This window comes from Pseudomonas sp. FH1 (assembly GCF_000510895.2).
In the GTDB taxonomy this organism is placed as follows: Bacteria; Pseudomonadota; Gammaproteobacteria; order Pseudomonadales; family Pseudomonadaceae; genus Aquipseudomonas; species Aquipseudomonas azotoformans_A.
Genome location: NZ_AOHM01000045.1, coordinates 1 through 16,526, shown reverse-complemented (window position 1 = coordinate 16,526; position 16,526 = coordinate 1). Strand labels below are relative to the sequence as shown.

The window sequence follows — 16,526 nt, the reverse complement described above, 5'->3', positions numbered from 1 at the left end:
TGTGGTGTGCGTGGCTGCATGCCCAATTCCCCAGTGAAGGTAGTGTCTGGGGATATAAGTCTCGTGAGAAACGCAAACGGACCACCCTGGCGCGAACTAAATTCAAACCCGGTTCTGGCGGGGGTTGAGGGTGACCCAGAAACGTGTGAAATGCTGCACGTCCAGCTTCAAGGTCTGCCCCAACGCGGCAAGGATGCGGTCGGTGTCGGACAGCGGATAAGTGCCGGACACACGCAAGCCACGCACTGCCGGGTCACAGGCCAGGCGCCCGCGCCGGTAGCGGCTCAACTCGTCGAGGAAGTCCTCCAACCGCATGCCTTCGGCGACGATCATGCCCCGGCTCCAGGCCAGCTCGCCATCCCGTTGCGGACGACGGGCGAGCAAGGTGTGGGCATCAAAGCTGACCAGCTCATTCGCTTGCAGCACCAGGCTGCGTGACGGGATCTGCACCGACAGTGCGCCCTGGTCGGCCCCCAACTGCGTAAAGCCATCGCGCTGGCGCACGCTGAAGCGACTGCTGACGGCACGGGTCAGGCCCTCGGCGGTCTGCACCCACAGCGGACGGGCGTCGGTGAGGTTGGGGTCCACCAGGATTTCACCGCGCAGCACCTGGATTTTCCGTGCGTGCGCCGTGTATTTCACATCAATGGCGGTGTCGGTGTTGAGCTGCACCTGGGTGTTATCCGCCAGGCCGATGCGCCACTGCTCGCCGACGGTGGTGCTGTAGTCGCTGGTCCAGTGCTGCACCAACGCCGTGTCCTTGACGCTCCAGGCAGTAGTGCCCGCCGCCAGCAGCACGGCAAGGTGCTTGATCACTCGACGACGGGACATTGCCGGCAGCAACGTTGCGCGAGCCAAGGCCTGATGAGCCGGCGCGCGCACGTCTTGCATGCGTTGGAGAAACCGCTGGGAATGCTGCCAGGCCAGTTCATGGGCCGGGTCCTGCTCGCGCCAGCGCTGCCAGTCGGCGCGGGTCTGTTCAGTGACGTCCGGCGCCTGTAATTCCAGTTGCCAGTGCATCGCCTGCTCGGCGGCTTCGAGGGATAACGGCGATGGATTCATCAACGTTGGCTGTCCAGCAGGATGCACTGCGCACCCGCCTTGACGATGTAGCGCTTGACCGTGGTAATGCTGGCGCCGAGGCGCTCGGCAATCTCGCCGTGGCTGAGACCATCAAGCTGCGACCACAGGAATGCCTGGCGCACCGGCAAGGCCAGGCGGCTGAGCACTTCATCGAGGGCCATCAGGGTTTCCAGCAGAATCCACTGGGTTTCGGCGCTGGGCGCAGACTCTTCCGGCAACAGGGCCAGGGCTTGCAGGTAGGCTTTTTCCAGCTTTTGCCGACGGAAATGATTGGACAGCACACTCTGCGCCACCTTCGCCAGGAAACTGCGCGGCGCCAGAATTTCAACCGGCTGGTTTTTTGCCAGCAGCCGCAGAAAGGTGTCCTGAGCCAGATCGGCGGCACTCTGCGGGCAGTTCAAGCGACGCCACAGCCATTGCTGCAACCAGCGATGTTGTTGGCGGTACAGGGTGGCCAGATCAGTGGGGCTTACCGCAGGAGTCGAAGACATGGAAGGCGCGCGCGAAGAATGAGGCGTAAATGATAACGGTTATCATATTCTTCGTTGCGTCGATGCTGCAAGTTTCTGCTGCAGGAGCCGGCTGGCCGGCTCCTGGCGGGGGTCAATCGTCCAGTGGTTGCGGGGCTGCGTGCTTGGCGGGTTTGCCGGCCTTGGCACCGGGTTTCGCCGCCGGAGCAGCGGCAGCCGGTTCAGGCTCGGCGGGAGCGGCGGTTTCTTTCTCGGCCATCGGCATCTGGTCAATGGCGCTGAAGAACTCCTTCAGGTCGAGGGTATCCGGTGGCACGGTCTTCTCGACTTTCTTCTCGCCGTCCTTGCCCACCAGGATCACTTTGGTGCCACTGCCGGCACCCAGTTTGAGGGCACGGATCAGTGCATTCGTTTCCGGAGGCGTGAGCTTTTTATTGTCCTTGGGGTCCTTGGCGAACTTCTCGCCTTCGGCGCCGATGCTGCCGAACTTCACGGTGTAGAACACCATGTTGCGTTCTTCGAAAGACTGCTTGGTTGCAGGCTCGTCCAACTGTTTCTTGAGGGTCGCCAAGGTGTCGTTGCCGGAATCAAGCTCTACCACCACCAGCGGCCGGGCCTTGCCCAAGTCTTGCTTGAGCGGGTTGATATCATCAGCAGCCAACAGCGGCCCCGTAAAAGCCATCAAGGTAGCCAGGGTCAGCGACCGGATGAGCATGCGCACCTCCTTTGTATTCCATGCAGGGTTCTTGAGTTTCATGTCTGCGACAGTCAAATTCAAGGATGATTCCTACACCACTTTAAGAAAGCGTAGGACAGGACGCCCGCTACGCAAGGGTTTGGTAGGCTCAAGTGTCATTGTTTCCACTGATTTCGGAAACATCATGAGACCTTCCACTCGGGCCAATGCCGTGCAAATACGGGGGCGACGATGGGGTCGGCATCCACCTGCGCCAGGCTCTGGGCAAAGCCCGGCGCCAAGCCGTTCAATGCCTCTCGCGCTTCATCCCAGCGCGACACCGCCGCCGCCATGAGGCCCAACGCATTCGGCACGCCGTTGGGCGCAAACAGTTGCTCGTCGAACTGATCGGCGAACACCACCCAGGCCTGATGCAGGTAGCGCCGGGTGCCCGTCACCAATTGTGCCTGCACGGTTTCGTTGACGTTGCCGAGCCAGCGTTGCGGGTAGTCGATGATGCCGATGGCCGAGTAGCAATTGGCCGCGATGTACACCAGACCACGGATGATCTGCGCGCAGTTGCCGGTCAGCAGGTCCGAGACGGGGTATTCCAGGCCGAGGTGGATCAGGATCGCGGCACTTTCGGTCAGCACCTGGCCATCGGCGGTGACCAGGGTGGGCACCTGCTTGAGCGGGTTGATCCGGGCCAGTTCATCACTGCCCTCACCCTCCGCCCAGGAGGCCGCGTCCACCCGTCGCCACGGCACTGCACAGCGCTGCAAGGCGATTTCGATCATGCAGGAGCCGGATTCGTCGATGCCATACAGCGTGTACATGGGCTTTTCCTCCTAACGGTGCAGTTTGGCCTGCAAGTGGGCCTTCACCTGCGGCCATTCCGAATCGATGATGCTGAACCGCACCGAGTTGCGCTTGCGCCCGTCGGGCATGATGCGCTCGTGGCGCACGATGCCTTCCTGCACGGCGCCGAGGCGCAGGATCGCGGCGCGGGACTTTTCGTTGAGTTCATCGGTGGTGAATTGCACGCGCACGCAGTCGAGCACTTCGAACGCGTAGGTCAGCAACAGCAGCTTGGCTTCGGTGTTGATCGCGCTTTTCTGCGTGGACAGCGCCAGCCAGGTATGGCCGATTTCCAACTTGCGATTGACCCGGTCGACCTTCCAGAACCGCGTACTGCCGACCACTTGGCCGTCTTCACGACGCACCAAGGTGAACGGGATCACGCTACCGGCATCACGCCCCGCCAGGGCAGTGTCGATGTACTGATCAACCGTGCCCGGGCCGGGTACGTTGGTGACCTTCAGGTTCCACAATTCGCCATCGGCGGCGGCGTCGAGCAAGGCGGCCTTGTGCTCCCTTTGCAGGGGCAGGAGTTCGACCGTGGTGCCGGTCAGTGTGATCAGGGTCATGGTGGCAGCGCCGTCTGGGTGGTCATCAGAGACAGAGAGTGCAGGCTGCCGCCCTGACGAATCAAGCGTTTTAAAACAGGCCCATCTGACCGCCCACCAGGGTGCTGAAATCGTCATTCACGAACGGCAGGATCGCATCCGCCACCGGCTGTAATTGCCGGGTGACGTAGTGGTCGTAATCGATGGGCGCTTGCCGCACTTCCAGCGGTTCCGGGCCGTTGACGCTGATCACGTAGCTGATCCAGCCACCGCGCTGGTACTGGCGCGGGCGGTTCAGGCGGTCGTTGTACTCATCGGCCAGACGCGCGGCGCGCACATGGGGTGGCACGTTGCGCTCGTAGTCGTCCAGCCGGCGGCGCAGGCGCTTGCGGTAGATCAGCAATTCATCGAATTCGCCACTGAGGGTACGGCGTACGTAGTCGCGGATGTAGTCCTGGTGGGGCTGGCGATGGAAGATGCGCTGGTAGAGTTCCTGCTGGAATCGACGGGCCAGGGGCGACCAGTCGCTGCGCACGGTTTCCAGGCCTTTGTAGACCATGTCTTCGCTGCCATCGCTGCGCACCACCAGACCGGCATAGCGTTTCTTGCTGCCCTCCTCCGCGCCACGGATGGTCGGCATGAGGAACCGCGTGAAGTGGGTTTCGTACTGCAACTCCAGGGCGCTTTGCAGGCCGAACGCGGTGAGCAGGTGCTCGCGCCACCAATCGTTGACGTGCTGCACCAAGGCCCTGCCGATACGGCTGGCGTCCTCCTGGGAATGCGCGCTGCCGAGCCACACGAAGGTGGAGTCGGTGTCGCCGTAGATCACCTCATAACCTTGGGCTTCGACCAGTTCGCGGGTCTGGCGCATGATCTGGTGGCCACGCATCGTGATCGACGAGGCCAAGCGTGTATCGAAGAAGCGGCAGCCGCTGGAGCCGAGTACGCCGTAGAAGGCGTTCATGATGATTTTCAGGGCCTGGGACAGCGGCGCGTTGTGTTCGCGCTTGGCCTCCTCGCGGCCTTCGGAAACCCGCTCGACAATGGACGGCAGACAATGCCGGGTGCGGGAAAACCGTGCGCCGCGAAAGCCTTCTACCGAGTCACTGTCGTCGGGGTACTTGAGGCCTTCGATGAGACCCACCGGGTCGATCAGGAAACTGCGGATGATCGACGGGTAGAGGCTTTTGTAGTCGAGCACCAACACCGATTCGTAAAGCCCAGGGCGTGAGTCCATGACAAATCCGCCGGGGCTGGCCTGGGGCGGTTTGTCGCCCAGGTTCGGCGCGACGAAGCCCTGGCGATGCATCAACGGCATGTACAAATGGGTGAACGCGGCGACGGAGCCGCCGTTGCGGTCGGCCGGCAAGCCGGTGACGCTGGCGCGCTCCAGCAGGAACTTGAGCAGTTCGGTCTTCTCGAAAATCCGCGTGACCAGCTCGCAGTCCTTGAGGTTGTAGCGCGCCAGGGCGGGCTTGTCCTCGGCGAACATGCGGTTGATCTCGTCCATGCGCTGGTACGGCGTGGAAATGTCCTTGCCTTCGCCCAGCAGGGTTTGCGCGACGTTCTCCAGGCTGAAGGATTCGAAGCTCCAGGTGGCCGAACGCAGGGCTTCGATGCCATCAATGATCAAGCGCCCCGCTGCGGCGGCAAAGTAATGATTGCGGCTGCCGTGTTCGCGCCAGGCCATCGGTTCTTCGCCCCGGCCGAGCATGAGCGGCACATTGAGGCGCTGGGCATGTTCGTGCAGCACGCGCAGGTCGAACTGCACCACGTTCCAGCCGATGATCGCATCGGGGTCGTGCAGCGCCAGCCACTGGTTGAGGCGTTCGAGCAGTTGGGCACGGGTGTCGCAATAGTCGAGCTTGAAGTCCACGGCGTCGGTTTTGTTCGGCGGGCCAAGCATGTACACCTGGCGCTCGCCGCAGCCTTCGAGGGCGATGGAATAGAGATCGCCCTGGGCGGTGGTCTCGATGTCGAGGGACACCAGTTTCAGCGGCGGACGGTAGTCGGGCGCGGGTTTCATCTGTGCGTCGCACAGTACGCCGTTGGCGTCGGGCGTGCCGCCGAACCACACCGGGGCGGTGATAAAACGCTCCATCATGTAGCGTTCGGGCGGGCGCACGTCGCCTTCGTAGACGTCGACGCCCGCCGCGCGCAGGCGTTTTTCCACGTCCATCGCCTGGCGGTGCTGGCGGGTGTACAGGCCGAGGACGGGCCGGTGGTGGAAATCGCACAGCTGCAAGGAGCGCAGCTCGATGTCGCGCTCGCCCTTGAGCAGCCAATCCAGCGGCTTGCGATGGGCCTCAGGGATGAACATCACCGAGGTCTGCACGGGTAGGCGGACAAACCTCGGGCCCTGGTCGGTGGCCAGCCAGAAGCTGACCTCCGTGCCCGCCGGGGTATCGCGCCAATGCCGGGTCAGGACAAAACCCTGCTGTAAATCCACCGTACCGCACCTCAGGAATCGCTTTCAGGGCGTGATTCTACTCGGCATCCGCGCGCGCAGACCGTGTCAGTAAAAATTTGTTGCGTGACGTTAATAATAATTACTATCATTCGCGCCGGAGTCGTATCCGCGCAGTGAGGACGCGCAACGCCGTTGCCCTTTTCCTCACACATGACGGTTAGCCGTCAGGATCGCCCATGCCCGCCCCATTCGCCGTGCCGTTGCGCCCAACCCTGCTCGCCCTGTGCTGCTCCCTGAGCCTCAGCGCTCACGCTGCAACCCCAGCCACCCCGCAGGATGCGAACACCAGCCAGGAAGGCAACACGCTGGAGCTGGGCGCCACCAACATCAATGCCGACGCCCCCGCGCCAAGCGCCCTGCCCCCGGTGTACGCCGGCGGCCAAGTGGCACGCGGCGGCCAATTGGGTGTGCTGGGCAACCAGGACATCATGGACGTGCCGTTCAGCATGGCCTCCTACACCGAGAAACTGATTCGCGACCAGCAGGCCGAAACCGTCGGCGATGTGCTGCTCAATGATTCGTCCGTGCGCCAGGCGTCGGGGTTTGCCAACCAGGCGCAGACCTTCATGATCCGAGGCCTGCCACTGAATGGCGACGACATTTCCTTCAACGGCTTGTACGGCATCCTGCCGCGCCAGATCATCTCCACCGACGCCCTGGAGCGCGTGGAAGTGTTCAAGGGCCCCAACGCCTTCATCAACGGCGTGACGCCCGGCGGCTCGGGGATCGGCGGTGGTGTGAACCTGCAACCCAAGCGTGCCGATGATGTGCCGTTGCGTCGGTTCAGCACTGATATCAGCAGTGATGGCCGGGTGGGCGAACACTTGGATATTGGCCAGCGCTTCGGTGAAGACAACCGTTTTGGCGCACGGGTGAACCTGTCCCAGCGCGAAGGCGATACCGGCATCGATGATGAAAGCCAGCGCTCGAAGCTGTTTGCCGTCGGCCTGGACTACCGTGGCGATGCGTTGCGCCTGTCGAGTGACTTTGTGTACCAGAAGCAGCGCATCAACGGCGGGCGTAACTCGGTCTTCCTGGGCACCGCCACCCATGTCCCGGATGCACCGTCGGCCGACACCAACTACGCGCCGAGCTGGAGCAGCACCAACCTTGAGGACACCCTGGGGATGCTGCGCGCAGAGTATGACTTGAATGATAACTGGACGGCCTATGCGGCGGCCGGTGCCAAGCACACTCGGGAAATGGGACGCTACTCGTCGGTGACCCTGACCGATAACCTGGGCAATGCCACCGCCAGCGGTTCGACCATCGCCCACGAAGAAGACAACAGCAGCGTCATGGGAGGCCTGAACGGCAAGTTCCAGACCGGCCCTGTGAGCCATCGACTCAACTTCGGCTTGGCCGGCATCTGGACCCAGGCGCGCAACGCTTATGTGTTCGCCAGCCCACGCACCCTAACCAATATCTACAACCCTGTGACCGGTGCGCCACCGGCCTTGAACAACCCACGCAATACACCGGGCACCGACTTCAGCGACCCGACCATCACCGCCAAGACCTTTGTGCGCAGTACGGCTGTGTCCGATACGCTGGGGTTCTTCGATGACCGCCTGCTAGTGACGGTCGGTGCACGCCGCCAGCAGATCGTGGTGCAGGGCTACAACTACATGAGCGGCACGCGTACCGCCAACTACGACGAGTCGATCACCACGCCGGTCTACGGCCTGGTCTTCAAGCCGTGGGAGCATGTGTCCTTCTATGCCAACCGCATCGAAGGCTTGGCCCAAGGCCCGACGTCGCCTGTCAATTCCGGGGGCAGGACCGTGATTGGCGGCGGCCAGCCCTTTGCACCGGCCCGTTCCAAGCAAATCGAAGCAGGCGTCAAGGTGGATATGGGCACCTATGGAGCAACGCTGGGTGTTTACCGTATCGAACAACCTGGGGCCGGCTACGTTCAAGTCATCGATGCGACGACAGCACGCTACGTTCGCGAAGGCCTGCAGATCAACAAAGGCGTTGAGTTGAACGTCTTCGGCGAACCGGTCAGCGGCCTGCGCTTGCTGGGCGGTGTGACCGTCATGAAGACCGAACTCAAGGACACACAAAACGGCGCCAACGACGGTAACCGCGCCATCGGCGTGCCTTCGTTCCAGCTCAATGCCGGCGTGGATTGGGATGTGCCCGGCCTGCAAGGTGTGACCCTCAACGGTCGCATGTTGCGCACCGGTGGGCAGTACGCCGACGCCGCGAACAACCTGAGCCTGCCCGCATGGAACCGCTTCGATATCGGCGCGCGCTACAACTTCAAGGTGGCCCAGCGTGATGTCACCCTCGGCGCCACCGTGGAGAACGTCGCCAACGAGAAGTACTGGGAATCGGCCCAGGGCGGTTTCCTGAGCCAAGGCGATCCGCGCGTCGCCAAGCTGTCGGCCAGCGTGGACTTCTAACAGAACGGCAACAACGTGAGCCGGCAGATTTGCGCATCGCCGGCTCACCACTAGACTCAGGACTCCTCTCACATGGAAGTCCCGACAATGAAGTTATCTCGCTCCCTTCGCCAGGCAATCGCCTTGGCCACTCTACTGTCCGCCGGCCACCTGGTGGCCCATGCCGCCGATATCCCGCTGTCCAAATCCCTTGAAGCCGATGAAGTCACCACCAAGGTGCTGGCGGTAGATGCCGCCAAGCATCAAGTCGTGCTTGCGGGTGCCGAGGGCCGTGAGGTGCATGTGCAACTCACCGATGCCGCCAAGGACCTGGGCAACCTCAAGGTCGGCGACCAGGTCAAGGTGTTGACCACCCACTCGGTTGCGGCCGTGCTGGACACCGACGTAGACAAGAGCGCACCGGACGCCAGCGAAAAAACCGGCGTGATCCGCGCCACCGCCGACAACCCCAACCCAGGCGGCGCGGCCTTCCGTCAGGTGCAGGTGCAGCTGAAGATCACCCATATCGACCTGAAGAAAAACCAGGTCACCCTGGAGAATCCAGCCGGTGCGACGAAGGTGTTGAACGTTGAGAAACCGGAAATCCGCGCCGGCCTCAAAGACCTCAAGGTCGGGCAGAGTGTGGTGGTGACTTACACCGACACCCTGGAGATCACCACCGCTCACGAAGGCTGAGACCGGTGAAAGGCGGGCATCACTGATGATGCCCGCTACCCTCAAGCCTGGCGGGCCTGGCTCAGGTAGTTTTCGATGTTGCCCATCTGTTCGTCCCAACCACGGGAATTCATTTTGAAGGCTTTCTGCCGTCGTGCCTCAGGCACGGCATCGAACCCGGATTCGACCACCCGCAGCAGAATGCCCGGCGCCCGATCCTCAATCGTGAACTCCACCAAGGTTGGGGTTTCCTGGTCGTAGTCGACACCCTCCTCTACCGCGAAGGGATGCCACCAGAAAGAAAACAGTGTTTGCGGCAGGATACGTTCGATCCTGGCCTTCCAGATCACATGTTCGTAGCCCGTATAAGTGATCGGCGCCTCGATACTTTGCCCGGCAACGAAGGTTTTACCCTTGAGTGCGATACCGAACCAACGGCCGAATTGCTCGGCATCGGTGAGGGCTTCCCAGACCTGTTTACGTGAAGCGTTGAGCAGGACTTTTCGTTCGATTCGATCCAATACGTGCATAAGTCACCTCCTCCATTGACAGTAGGCGACATCGAACAATGCGCAACCTTTCAGCCACGCATTGGTGTTGCGACTTACTTCAGAACGTCCACTTGGCATTGACCATCGCGTTACGCGGCTCGCCGTAGGAGCCCGAGTTGAACGTGCCCATGCCGTCGTAATACTTCTTGTCGAATAGATTGTTGACGTTCAGCCCCACCGACAAATGCTCGTCCACTTGGTAGTTGGCCAACAGGCCCACCACGGCGAAGGGGTCTTGGACCGCCTTGTAGTACGGCCCGGTGTAGTTGATCTGGGTGGTGGCGTACATCTCGCTTTGCCAGGTGACATTGCCGCCCACGGTCAAACGGTTCAGGGCGCCCGGCAGGCGGTAAGTGGTGCCCAGCTTGAACAGGTTGAGCGGTTGGTTGACCTGCACGCGCTCGCCGTCCTTGGAGTGCGACTCGCGGTAGGTGTAGCCGCCGAATACGTTCCAACCGGCGGCAACTTCACCGGAAATCTCCGTTTCGACACCGCGCGTGGTGGTGCCGGCGATGGCCTTGTAGACCGTTTGCCACTGGCGTCGTTACCCGAGTCGGCGGCGGTGTTTTTTTGCTCGATGTCGAACAGGGCGATGCTCGCATTCAACGCACCGTCGAAGAATTCACCCTTGAGCCCGATCTCGTAGTTGTCACCTTCCAACGGCGCCAGCGAGCCGCCGCTGGCGGTTTTGTAGAACGTCTGCGGCAGGAAGATGCTGGTGTAGCTGGCGTAGACCGAATAGGTGTCGTTCAGGTCGTAGATGATGCCCGCGTAGGGCGTCACAACGCCAGTCTTCTTGGTCTTGTCGGTCTTTTGCGAGTAAGGAGCATATTCCGTCACCTCATCGAGCTGCTTCCACCAACTGACGCGGGTGCCGAGAATGAGGGTCAGCGGGTCCATCGGTTTCAAACGCAGCGCGCCATACACACCGGTCTGTTGCAGGGTGGTAACGGCCCCCCCAACTTCATTGTAGGAACGGCGTCCATACTGCCGGCCGTCCCACGTGAAGATGTTGTCCACATCACCATAGTCATTGTCCTGGCCGGCCAGGGAACTGCTGTAGTTGGGGAAATTCAGGTGAGTGTGCGAAGTGCTCGCGCCGACCACCAACTCATGCTCACGCCCTCCCAGCTGGAAGGGGCCATTGGCATACACATCCAGGGTGTCCTGGGTCTGGTAGCTGTCGAGACGGTAGATGAACGCCTTGGCGCCCTGGCCGGTGATCGGGTCCGGGTAGCTGCCACTGGCGGAAGCGCCCTGCCCTTTGCGATAGGAATACTGATGGCTGTAGGCAGTCTTCAAGCTCCAGTCGTTGTCGAGTTTATGGTCCAGCATCGTGGTGAAGGTGTAGCTGGTGTTGTCCATGTAGCTGGAACGCGTCGCCGGGTTGAAGGAGCGCGAGAAATCGGTCTGGCGGCCATTGTTGTAGAACAACGGAATATGACCGTAGCTGGTGCCATTGGCATCGTTGTTCTGGTAATCCAGGCTGGTGCGCAGGGTCGTGGAGTCATTCAGGTCGATATCCAGCGCGCCATACATCACACGCTTCTCTTGCATGTACCAGTCCACGAAGGACTTCTGTTTCTGGTACGCCGCGACAAAACGCCCGCGCACATTACCGGTCTCGGTCAACGGGCCGGACACGTCGACTTCGGAGCGATAGCGATCCCAGGCGCCTGCTTCTCCCGCGATGTGCGCCTGGAAGTCTTTGGTCGGGCGCTTTCGCACCAGGTTGATGGTGGCCGACGGCGTGCCTGCACCGCTCATCAGGCCGGTGGCACCACGCACGACCTCGACGCGGTCGTAGATGACCATGTCGGAAAGCGGGCCGATGTACTGCTGGGATTCGTTGGCGACTTGGGACGGAATACCGTCGTACTGGAAGTTCTGGATCTCGAACCCACGGGAGTAAAAGGAGTAGCGCTCGCTGTCTCGATGGTTGCTGCTGACGCCGGGTGTGAAGCTCAGCACTTCGCTGAGGGTCGACAGGTGTTGATCGTCCATCAGTTGGCGGGTGACCACACTGACCGACTGCGGGGTTTCACGCAGGGACAGCGGCAGTTTCGTCGCCGTGCTGGCCGCACCCGTGGTGTAGGAACCGCTGTTTTCGGTAGTCAGCCCCAGCCCTTCAGCGTTGATGCTGGTGGCGCCAAGGCTCAGGGTGCCCGTGCTGGCTTGGGGCGCCAGGCCATAACTGCCGTCGTTATTGACGGACAGCGCCAGGTTGCTGCCCGCCAACAGTCGGGCAAAGCCTTGTTCGATGCTGTAAGTACCTTGCAGACCGGCACTTTGCTTGCCGGCGGTCAGGCCCGAATCGAAGGACAACACCACGCCGGCATCACTGGCAAATCGGCTCAATACCGAGCCCAGCGGGCCAGGGGCAATGGCGAAAGCCTGCTGTTGGCTGGCAGCCATTGCGCTGGAACCTGTCACAAACAGCGGGGCCAGCAGCCCGGTTTGCACCATCAACGACACGCCAAACAGCGCGACCTGCAAAGGCTTTTTGCGAAATGACCGAAGCGGCTGAGTGGCGACTGAGGTTTGCCCTGCGCGCATGTTGACTCCTGATGGTTTAAAGCGAATGAAGGGGTTTGCAGGAGGAGTCGAACGAGGTGCGGCCAATCGACAACAGTTGTTGATAATTATTTTCAGCCGCGCGGGACGACGGTCGTCCAATAACGGGTGCGTGCACTGAGACGCACCGGCAGCGCGTGAGTCAGGGCGTTGAGGGCAAGGTCGATATCGTCCAGTGAATAAGCCCCCGAGACTGTCAGATGGCCGACTTCAGACGCGCATCCCAGGTAACCCGACCGGTAGCGCGACAATTCGGCCAGCAGGCGATCCAGGCGCCAGTTGTCGACGATCAGCCGACCCTGCGCCCATTCGCCTTCGCCAGGTTCATTGGCCCGAAGGGAGAGCATGCGCCGGGTATCGAACGTGACAGTCTGGCCGGCGGTGATCACGGTTTCCGCCGGTTCGATGACCTGACGGACCGCCACCGCGTGTTGCAATACGCTCATGCCGGTGAAGTCATCGAACTGGCGAACGGTAAAACGCGTGCCCAACGCGCGCATTTCACCTTGGGCGCTGCGTACTCGCAAAGGGCGTGGGTCGGGGGCGGTTTCCACGAGGATTTCGCCGGCACGCAAAATCAGCAAGCGTTGCTCGGCGGTGTAGTGGATGTCCACGGCGCTGGCGGTGTTGAGGGACAGCCGCGTGCCATCGTCCAGGCGCAGGCTGTGGCGCTCGCCGGTGGTGGTGCGTTGATCAGCCATCCACAGCGGCGCCTGTCGATAGCCAGACCAACCGATGGCGCTCACGCCGGCACCGATCACCACACTCTTGAGCAGTGCGCGGCGGCCAAATCGCCGGGATTGGTCGGCAGCGACGTCCAGCACATTGACGGCCATCGTGCCGGGCAGACTCTGGAGTTGGCTTTGCAGGAGTTCCACGCGCTGCCACGCCCATTGGTTCAGCGGGTTTTCATCTCGCCAGGCAAGCCAAGCCGCGTGCAACTCAGGGTCGCCCGGGTCGGCTGCCAGGCGTGCGACCCAGTGGGCCGCCCCGCTGAGGGCTTGGCGCTGCGCGTCACGGGTCACCGTCAATGCTCCAGGGCGAAGATCAGACAATGCTCGGTGGCTTTGGCGATGTATTTGGTCACCGAACTTACCGAGACCTGTAGCTGTTCAGCAATGTCCTTGTAAGGCATGCCCTGCAACTGCGAAAGCAGGAAGGCACGTTTGGCCTTGCGCCCCAAACCATTGAGCATGGCATCCAGACGCTGCAGGGTTTCGATGACCAACAGCCGCTCCTCCGGCGAGATGGCATAGGCCTGCGGCTGCTCGGCCATGGCTTGGAGATAAGCCTGCTCCAGGGCTTTGCGGCGAAAGCTGTCGATCATGACGCGCTTGGCAATTGTCACCAGGAAATGCCGTGGTTCCTTCAACTCAGCGGCCACCGGCTGCGTGCGTTCGGCCAGCAATAAACGAATGAAGGTGTCTTGAGCCAGGTCAGCCGCCTGATGGGAGCAACCCAGGCGCGAACGCAGCCAGCTGACCAACCAGCGGTGGTGGTCACCATAGAGTTGGCCAATGGGTTCGTGGGAAGAATGAGGCCCAGCAGACAAAGGCATAATGATATTGCGCACGAATGAGAACGCTTCGCAATTTAGAGCAATGTAGGAATAAGGGCAATGGCTTGTATGACTGTGATGCGCAGCGTGTCGGCGAAAGGTAAATTGTTCCCCTCCCCCTGAGGTGATCACGATGACTCAACAGCTCCATGGAAGTTGCTTCTGCAAGGCCGTGCACTATCAACTCGACAGCCTGGATATGCCCATCAGCCACTGCCATTGCGACAGCTGCCGCAAGGTGCACGCGGCGGCATTTGTGGCGACAGCCGGCGTGATGCGTGAGCACTTTCGCTGGACACAGGGCCAGGAGTGGCTGGCGTCCTTCGAATCGTCGCCGGGCAAACTTCGGCATTTCTGCTCGCGCTGCGGCTCACACCTGATGGCGGAGCGTGGGCATCAGCCCCACGTCATTGTACGGGTGGCGACGCTGGACGATGATCCGGGCGTCAGGCCCACCGCGCACATCTGGACGGCCCATGATGTGCCTTGGCTGGCCTACGAAGGCGTAGACCAGTGGGATGAGTGGAAGACCTGAATCAAACCTTGGGGTCGCCGGGCGCTTTGGCCGGCGTCGCATATTGCGGTTTCAGGTGGCCTTCCTGGTCGAGTAGCCAGGCGTCCATGATCTGGCGAACCACCGGACCCGCCACGCGACCGCCGGCCTCGCCGTTTTCGATCATCACCGAAATCACGATCTTCGGGTGTTCCGCTGGCGCGAAGCCGACGAACAGGGCGTTGTCGCGATGGCGCTCGAGGGTCTTCTCACGGTTGTAACGCTCGCCCTGTTTGATCGCCACCACTTGCGCCGTACCACTCTTGCCGGCAATGCGATATTGCGCGCCTTGTGCGGCAGCACGTGCAATGCCGCGTGGGTCGTGCATCACCAACTGCATGCCGTGATTGACCTGTTCCCAATCACGTGGATCCTTGAGGACCACGTTGGGCATCGGGTTTTCATCCACCGGCGGCACGCCGTTGATGGTCTTGGCCAGGTGCGGTCGGTTCCACACGCCTTTGTTGGCAATCAGTGCGGTGGCCTGGGCCAGTTGCAGTGGCGTGACCTGCATGTAGCCCTGACCAATGCCGAGGATCACGGTTTCGCCCGGGAACCAGGGTTGCCGGCGCGTGGCGCGCTTCCAGGCCTGGGAAGGCATCAGGCCGGCGGACTCTTCGAACATGTCCAATGAGACCTTCTGGCCCAGGCCGAACTCAGCCAGATAGTCGTGCAGGCGATCGATGCCCAGCTTGTGGGCCAGGTCGTAAAAGTAGGTGTCATTGGAGCGCATGATGGCCGCGTCCATGTCTACCCAGCCGTCACCGCTGTGGTTCCAGTTGCGGTATTTATGGTCAAAGTCCGGCAATTGGTAGTAGCCAGGATCGAACACGCGGGTTTGTGCAGTGACAACGCCACTGTCCAGGCCGGCGATGGCGACTTCCGGTTTGATCGTCGAGCCTGGCGCGTAGAGACCCCGTAGCACGCGGTTGAACAGCGGCCGGTCGATAGAATCGTGCAGTGCAGCGTATTCCTTGAAGCTGATACCGGTGACAAACAAGTTCGGATCGAAACTGGGCTTGCTGACCATGGCGAGAACTTCGCCGGTTTGCGGGTCCAGTGCAACCACCGAGCCACGGCGATCACCCAAGGCTTCTTCCGCCGCTTCCTGGAGGTGCACGTCAAGGCTCAGCACGATGTTTTTGCCGGGAATCGGGTCGGTGTGCTTGAGTACGCGCAGTACGCGGCCCTGCGCATTGGTCTCGACTTCTTCATAGCCGACGTGGCCATGCAGCTCGGATTCGTAAAAGCGCTCGATACCGGTCTTGCCGATGGACTGCGTGCCGCGGTACTCCACGGAGTCGAGAGCTTTGGATTCTTTCTCGTTGATCCGGCCTACGTAACCGATGGAGTGCGCAAAGTGAGCGCCCAACGGGTAATGGCGGACGAACTGCGGTTCTACGTCTACGCCAGGGAGGCGGAACTCGTTCACGGCCAGTAGCGCGATCTGCTCTTCGGTCAGTTCGTAGAACAAGGTCACAGGGACGAAGGGATGGCGTGCCTGCTTCAGTGCTTTGTCGAAGACCGCGCGGTCTTCGGCCGGCAGGTGCAGCAGGCTGACGATAGCGTCCAGCTCGCCCTTGAGGTCGGTGGTGCGTTCACGGGTGATTGTCAGGTTGTAGCTGGGGCGGTTGTCGGCCAGTACCACGCCGTTACGGTCGTAGATCAACCCACGCGTCGGGGTGATCGGCAACACGTGGACACGGTTGTTTTCGGAAATCGTGGAGTGGTAGTCAAACTGTACGACCTGCAGGAAGTACATGCGCCCTACCAGCGCGCAGGTGATGCCAATCACCAACAGTGCACAGGCGAGCAGGCGCTTGTTGACCAGGCGGTTCTCTTTTTCGTGATCTTTGATCGGTATCGGTTCAGGCATTTCTACAGCATCTCGTTGAAGAAGGTCGACGCCGCGTCCTGCGGATAAAAGATCAATCCCTGTGAAAATGTGCTGCACCATACCAAAAATGCGGAAACACTTTGCATCGAATTCCCGAACGGCATGCTAATGAGCCGTTTTTGAGAGGAATTGCGCTGAGGACGCTTGGTGTTTATGAGGTTGATGTATGGTGGCTTGATTTTCGACCGCCCAAAACAAAACCCCATCTGCTTTCGCAAATGGGGTT

Annotated in this window: 15 protein-coding genes and 1 pseudogene; 3 read left to right on the top strand and 13 right to left on the bottom strand. The window is 61.2% G+C overall.

The genetic code is table 11. From position 1 onward, the window contains the following. Positions 1-102 precede the first annotated feature (102 nt). From H096_RS15385 to H096_RS15360, 6 genes are all read right to left on the bottom strand, one after another. Positions 103-1,062 (bottom strand): FecR domain-containing protein, encoded by a 960-nt coding sequence (locus H096_RS15385; protein ID WP_033899666.1) that lies wholly within the window; start codon positions 1,060-1,062, stop codon positions 103-105. After that, positions 1,062-1,574, bottom strand: a complete 513-nt coding sequence (locus H096_RS15380) for a sigma-70 family RNA polymerase sigma factor (protein WP_033899664.1) — start codon at positions 1,572-1,574, stop codon at positions 1,062-1,064. The genes H096_RS15385 and H096_RS15380 overlap by 1 nt, the downstream gene beginning before the upstream one ends. Before the next feature lie 112 nt (positions 1,575-1,686). Next, on the bottom strand, positions 1,687-2,268 hold the full coding sequence (locus H096_RS15375) for a DUF4174 domain-containing protein (RefSeq protein WP_033899659.1): 582 nt from the start codon (positions 2,266-2,268) through the stop codon (positions 1,687-1,689). 164 nt (positions 2,269-2,432) lie between these two features. Then, a complete protein-coding gene (locus tag H096_RS15370; protein WP_033899657.1) occupies positions 2,433-3,065 on the bottom strand; it encodes a glutathione S-transferase in 633 nt (210 codons plus the stop codon). 12 nt (positions 3,066-3,077) lie between these two features. Continuing rightward, positions 3,078-3,656 (bottom strand): GNAT family protein, encoded by a 579-nt coding sequence (locus H096_RS15365; RefSeq protein ID WP_033899656.1) that lies wholly within the window; start codon positions 3,654-3,656, stop codon positions 3,078-3,080. Positions 3,657-3,726: 70 nt separating this feature from the next. Next, positions 3,727-6,084: a DNA polymerase II gene (locus H096_RS15360; protein ID WP_033899654.1), complete on the bottom strand. Its 2,358-nt coding sequence runs from the start codon at positions 6,082-6,084 to the stop codon at positions 3,727-3,729. Positions 6,085-6,281: 197 nt separating this feature from the next. Here H096_RS15360 and H096_RS15355 point away from each other — a divergent pair, with 197 nt between their 5' ends. After that, positions 6,282-8,513: a TonB-dependent siderophore receptor gene (locus H096_RS15355; protein WP_033899652.1), complete on the top strand. Its 2,232-nt coding sequence runs from the start codon at positions 6,282-6,284 to the stop codon at positions 8,511-8,513. Positions 8,514-8,600: 87 nt separating this feature from the next. Continuing rightward, positions 8,601-9,188 carry a hypothetical protein gene (locus H096_RS15350; RefSeq protein ID WP_016974815.1) on the top strand — a complete coding sequence of 196 codons (588 nt, stop codon included), beginning with the start codon at positions 8,601-8,603 and terminating at the stop codon, positions 9,186-9,188. A 41-nt stretch (positions 9,189-9,229) separates the two neighbouring features. Here H096_RS15350 and H096_RS15345 read toward each other — a convergent pair whose 3' ends face one another. The 5 genes and pseudogenes from H096_RS15345 to H096_RS15330 form a co-directional block, all read right to left on the bottom strand. Beyond that, entirely contained in the window at positions 9,230-9,697 is a 468-nt protein-coding gene (locus H096_RS15345) for an SRPBCC family protein (RefSeq protein WP_033899651.1), read from the bottom strand. A gap of 79 nt (positions 9,698-9,776) precedes the next feature. Then, positions 9,777-10,196, bottom strand: coding sequence for a TonB-dependent receptor (locus H096_RS34735; protein ID WP_277621470.1), 420 nt, complete (start codon positions 10,194-10,196; stop codon positions 9,777-9,779). A gap of 116 nt (positions 10,197-10,312) precedes the next feature. Beyond that, positions 10,313-12,133 (bottom strand): annotated as a pseudogene (locus H096_RS15340) (TonB-dependent siderophore receptor); the annotation flags it as partial. 233 nt (positions 12,134-12,366) lie between these two features. Next, a complete protein-coding gene (locus tag H096_RS15335; protein ID WP_033899650.1) occupies positions 12,367-13,317 on the bottom strand; it encodes a FecR domain-containing protein in 951 nt (316 codons plus the stop codon). A 2-nt stretch (positions 13,318-13,319) separates the two neighbouring features. Continuing rightward, complete coding sequence (locus tag H096_RS15330) at positions 13,320-13,850, bottom strand: sigma-70 family RNA polymerase sigma factor (RefSeq protein WP_033899648.1); 531 nt, start codon at positions 13,848-13,850, stop codon at positions 13,320-13,322. 133 nt (positions 13,851-13,983) lie between these two features. On the opposite strand from H096_RS15330, the gene H096_RS15325 reads away from it, so the two are divergent. Next, the gene (locus H096_RS15325) at positions 13,984-14,385 is read left to right on the top strand and encodes a GFA family protein (protein ID WP_033899646.1); all 402 of its coding nucleotides are present in this window, start codon (positions 13,984-13,986) and stop codon (positions 14,383-14,385) included. Between the two features lies 1 nt (position 14,386). On the opposite strand, the gene mrdA is transcribed toward H096_RS15325, so the two are convergent. Both mrdA and H096_RS34370 read right to left on the bottom strand, forming a co-directional pair. Continuing rightward, positions 14,387-16,279 carry a penicillin-binding protein 2 gene (gene mrdA / locus H096_RS15320; RefSeq protein ID WP_016974809.1) on the bottom strand — a complete coding sequence of 631 codons (1,893 nt, stop codon included), beginning with the start codon at positions 16,277-16,279 and terminating at the stop codon, positions 14,387-14,389. Positions 16,280-16,281: 2 nt separating this feature from the next. Continuing rightward, a partial coding sequence (locus H096_RS34370; RefSeq protein ID WP_033899644.1) for a hypothetical protein occupies positions 16,282-16,526 on the bottom strand: 245 nt, incomplete at its 5' end.

What these genes read in the sequence shown, in the direction of transcription:
- H096_RS15385 (WP_033899666.1), bottom strand. Translation starts at nt 1,062, where the DNA reads ATGAATCCATCGCCGTTATCCCTCGAAGCCGCCGAGCAGGCGATGCAC.
- H096_RS15380 (WP_033899664.1), bottom strand. Translation starts at nt 1,574, where the DNA reads ATGTCTTCGACTCCTGCGGTAAGCCCCACTGATCTGGCCACCCTGTAC.
- H096_RS15375 (WP_033899659.1), bottom strand. Translation starts at nt 2,268, where the DNA reads ATGCTCATCCGGTCGCTGACCCTGGCTACCTTGATGGCTTTTACGGGG.
- H096_RS15370 (WP_033899657.1), bottom strand. Translation starts at nt 3,065, where the DNA reads ATGTACACGCTGTATGGCATCGACGAATCCGGCTCCTGCATGATCGAA.
- H096_RS15365 (WP_033899656.1), bottom strand. Translation starts at nt 3,656, where the DNA reads ATGACCCTGATCACACTGACCGGCACCACGGTCGAACTCCTGCCCCTG.
- H096_RS15355 (WP_033899652.1), top strand. Translation starts at nt 6,282, where the DNA reads ATGCCCGCCCCATTCGCCGTGCCGTTGCGCCCAACCCTGCTCGCCCTG.
- H096_RS15350 (WP_016974815.1), top strand. Translation starts at nt 8,601, where the DNA reads ATGAAGTTATCTCGCTCCCTTCGCCAGGCAATCGCCTTGGCCACTCTA.
- H096_RS15345 (WP_033899651.1), bottom strand. Translation starts at nt 9,697, where the DNA reads ATGCACGTATTGGATCGAATCGAACGAAAAGTCCTGCTCAACGCTTCA.
- H096_RS15330 (WP_033899648.1), bottom strand. Translation starts at nt 13,850, where the DNA reads ATGCCTTTGTCTGCTGGGCCTCATTCTTCCCACGAACCCATTGGCCAA.
- H096_RS15325 (WP_033899646.1), top strand. Translation starts at nt 13,984, where the DNA reads ATGACTCAACAGCTCCATGGAAGTTGCTTCTGCAAGGCCGTGCACTAT.
- mrdA (WP_016974809.1), bottom strand. Translation starts at nt 16,279, where the DNA reads ATGCCTGAACCGATACCGATCAAAGATCACGAAAAAGAGAACCGCCTG.